The 3,655-nt window shown below is 43.9% G+C and carries 3 protein-coding genes; 2 read left to right on the top strand and 1 reads right to left on the bottom strand.

Annotated features, from left to right (window positions below; translation table 11 throughout):
- Nucleotides 1–54: 54 nt before the first annotated feature.
- Entirely contained in the window at nt 55–1,092 is a 1,038-nt protein-coding gene (locus FD01_RS04045; protein WP_056962740.1) for a DUF6056 family protein, read from the top strand.
- Between the two features lie 229 nt (nt 1,093–1,321).
- On the opposite strand, the gene FD01_RS04040 is transcribed toward FD01_RS04045, so the two are convergent.
- Nucleotides 1,322–2,122 carry a hypothetical protein gene (locus FD01_RS04040; protein ID WP_054719809.1) on the bottom strand — a complete coding sequence of 267 codons (801 nt, stop codon included), beginning with the start codon at nt 2,120–2,122 and terminating at the stop codon, nt 1,322–1,324.
- A gap of 138 nt (nt 2,123–2,260) precedes the next feature.
- Here FD01_RS04040 and galE point away from each other — a divergent pair, with 138 nt between their 5' ends.
- Entirely contained in the window at nt 2,261–3,253 is a 993-nt protein-coding gene (galE, locus tag FD01_RS04035) for a UDP-glucose 4-epimerase GalE (RefSeq protein ID WP_056962738.1), read from the top strand.
- The last annotated feature ends 402 nt before the right edge of the window (nt 3,254–3,655 follow it).

The following is a 3,655-nucleotide window of genomic DNA, read 5'->3' as shown; positions in this document are numbered from 1 at the left end:
GGAATTATTTGACGCTTATTTGAGTAATCGGAACGGTATAAACTGCGCGATGACATGATGGCAAGTATCTCTGCTCGAACTAAACGAGCTGTTAGTGCTTGGCGATTGGTTGGCGTTTTCGCAGCGAACATTGTATTCTTGCCTGCATTCGGTGAAACTGTGCTATGGCGTGCGGGTGCAGGGAATTATTTGTGGCCCACGGTGTTCATATTGCTATTGGTTCATTGCTTCATTGATGCATTAGACGGTGTAACAACTCGCTCAAGTCATGCTGTAATTTTCGTATCAGCCTTTGGGCTTGGAATGTTGGCAGGGTGGAGTAATGAAAATACAGGTGGAGCTGGGGTGATGGTAATCATCGCGTTGTTGCTGATGCAAAAATACACTACAGACCATCCGCTGGCACTTTGGCAATTCGTTGCATTAATCGGCCAAATTATCGGATTCACCTTGTTACTATTGGCTCCGGGTAATCGCGTTCGTAGCCGTTTGATGACTCACGATAGTTTCCTGCATCGACTGATTTCTGGTATTTTCGAAGTGTGCACATCTATCCAGGCGTATTACATCTATCTGATTATTTTTACCGCCATATTAATCGTGATAGCAGCGTTCACATGGTTGCCACAACGCGATGTCATCATTTCTTCCCTCTTTCTAGTTGCAGGTTGCGCAGCGATTGTAGTCTTGATTTTTTCACCGATCGAACGTACAGAGGGTCGCACGTGGTTTGGTGGCATCGTATTTCTGATCCTGGCAATGTTCACAGCTACTGCTCATCATCGTGCCCATGTTGCTGGGGGTATCGTGGTGTGGGTAGTAACACTTGCGGTCAGTTTATTTGCAATTCCTCAGATGCTTGCTGGGACGATAGATTTATTCTATATGAGTCGTGCCGTGCAGACTCGGTACACCACAATTATGACAGCGCAACAAAATGGCAAAAAAACAGTTGCACTCCCCGCATACTCGTACACTGCGAAGACCAAATTTGCTAACTTTATGAATTGGGAAATTACTGATAATGCTAAAGCAAGTCCAAACTTTCATTACCGTGATTATTTTCATATCAGAGTCGTTAAACAACCGTGAGAGAGACTGACACTATTCTGTTGATGTGGTTTGACAGGGTGATCAATGTTGACATACACTGAAAGCGTAATTAAAGAATTACACTCATCGATGCGCCTACTAGCGGAAATCGTTAGCAGGCGTATTTATACGCTACTGATCAATAAAAGCTGTGTTACTTGTTTTCGAGCACTAAAAAACCACAAAGCAAGACAAGCTTTGTGGCAAGGAGAATGGATGACTTGATGATTTATTGCCAATCAGAAGTAGTGAGATGAGATCGTCCGGCAGCGCGCATCTTTAAGATAGCGCGACGAACGTCGTTGTTACTGAAGTAGGTAGGATCTTCACCTAAACCTTTGATATCGTCACGTGCCTGTTGAATTTCGGCATCAGTGATAGTATCAGAGCCGGTAATTGGTTCGCTTTCTGGCGTGGTGCTTGAAGCGTCAGTTTTGTCTATCGATGAGGACTGATTGCTTGTACCAGAAGTGCTTGCCGTTGTTGAGCTGGTATTATCAGAGTTATTTGTTTGGTTGATTGAAAGCCTGAGATTTAATGCCTGAATGTATAAGTTTTTGAGTTCCGGTTTCTTAATCGTCTTTGAGTCAAGTAGCTGGTTGAGAGTGTTCAAAGCCTGGTCACCATTTCCAACTTGAACTGCAGATTTTGCTGAGGATAGTTGTGTTGAAAGTGATTTGTTTGCTTTTCTTAGAGTTGTAGCGCGTGAGTGAAGCCTTGCAGCCACGCGTTCAAGTGACTTAGAGCCGTTTGCATAATCGTTTGTTTTCTCGATGGCAAGAGAAAAATTCTCTGAACGAATCGCATCTTGAGCGGAAACAATTGCCTTTAATACCTTTGCACGTTTTGCTGACGTGTTGCTTGGTGATAACGATTGGATTGAATCATTAATTCCTTCTGCCTTTTCATATTTTTTTGCTGAAATCGCGTCATTTAGGTTGGAATTAAGCTTCGTAGTATCAGGCTTTGCCTGACACCCTGACAACGTTAGCAAGGCTAACGCGGTAATCAAAATGTGCGAAATTTTCATTTTTACCACCTCCATTGATAGTATAGCATCTAAAGAAGTGTCATTGTTTTAGAAGTTTTAGATAAGAAAACGAGTTCTCAAAATAATGCTTATCTAAGTCAGGTATAATGGTTGTATTTGTAGAAAAGGGGTAGTTCTATGACAATTGCTGTTTTAGGTGGCGCGGGCTATATCGGTTCGCATACGGTTGCACAACTCGTTAAAGCGGGCCAAGATGTTGTGGTTTTGGATAACTTGATCACTGGCCACAAGCGCGCGGTGGATCCCAAGGCCCGTTTCTATCAAGGCGATATCCGCGATTACCACTTCTTGAGCCAAGCGTTCTCCAAGGAAAAAATCGACGGTGTCATTCACTTTGCTGCCTTCTCCATCGTGCCAGAATCGATGAAGGACCCGTTGAAGTACTTCGACAACAACACCAGTGGCATGATCACTTTACTGGAAGCGATGAACCAATTCGGCATCAAGAAGATCGTCTTCTCTTCAACTGCAGCGACTTACGGCGAACCAAAGCACGTGCCAATTCATGAAGATGACCCGCAAGTACCAACCAACCCTTATGGTGAATCCAAGCTGGCCATGGAAAAAATCATCAAGTGGGCCGATGTCGCATATGGCATCAAGTTCGTTGCCTTGCGCTACTTCAACGTCGCCGGCGCCATGCCAGATGGTTCTATCGGTGAAGACCACCATCCTGAAACGCATTTGATCCCGATCATTTTACAGGCCGCTGCTGGGACTCGTGATGGCTTGCAGATCTTCGGTGATGATTATCCAACCAAAGATGGTACCAACGTCCGCGACTATGTGCATGTCGTTGACTTAGCTGATGCGCATATCTTAGCGATGAAGTATTTGTCTGAAAGCAACGATTCCAACGCCTTTAACTTAGGTTCTGCGACTGGTTTCTCTAACTTAGAGATCTTAAACGCGGCTCGTAAAGTCACTGGCCAACCCATTCCTGCCAAAATCGGCCCACGTCGCCCAGGTGATCCTTCCACTTTGATCGCAGCAAGTGACAAAGCCCGCACCATTTTAGGCTGGAAGCCGAAGTTTGATGATGTCGAACAAGTCATCGCCACGGCTTGGAACTGGCATCAAAACCATCCAGAAGGTTTTAGAGATAAGTAGGGGAAATTGATCAGCGATAATACTATCGGTTTTGAGCGACTCGTTGCGTTGACGAGAAGTGGAATATTGAATGAGGAAACAACTTATATGTCTGCAGATAGATGTGCAGACATATAAGTTGTTTTTTGTTTGATTAAGCGAATACGTTGACATCAAATCGTTTCTCAAATCAGTAGTTAGAGTTTTTTGATGTCCGTCCTATGAAATATACAGAAGCTCTCGGGAAGATAGCCTTGAAATTGGCCATTAATTGAGTTAAAGCGAAACTTTGGATAGCCAATATTACTTTTTGACAACAGGTCCATCTAAATTCTTTTTCTGATCTGATTGATGTCGTATACTTAACACCTGGATTATTCACCTCGGTATTTGGTACATGAAATCGCATCTGGCCGGTCTGAA

The organism is Lacticaseibacillus manihotivorans DSM 13343 = JCM 12514 (assembly GCF_001435035.1).
Taxonomy (GTDB): Bacteria; Bacillota; Bacilli; order Lactobacillales; family Lactobacillaceae; genus Lacticaseibacillus; species Lacticaseibacillus manihotivorans.
The sequence above is the reverse complement of the archived record's forward strand: the minus strand, read 5'-3'. Positions and strand labels throughout refer to the sequence as shown.

Coding starts and splice junctions, on each gene's coding strand:
- FD01_RS04045 (WP_056962740.1), top strand. CDS start 55: ATGATGGCAAGTATCTCTGCTCGAACTAAACGAGCTGTTAGTGCTTGG.
- FD01_RS04040 (WP_054719809.1), bottom strand. CDS start 2,122: ATGAAAATTTCGCACATTTTGATTACCGCGTTAGCCTTGCTAACGTTG.
- galE (WP_056962738.1), top strand. CDS start 2,261: ATGACAATTGCTGTTTTAGGTGGCGCGGGCTATATCGGTTCGCATACG.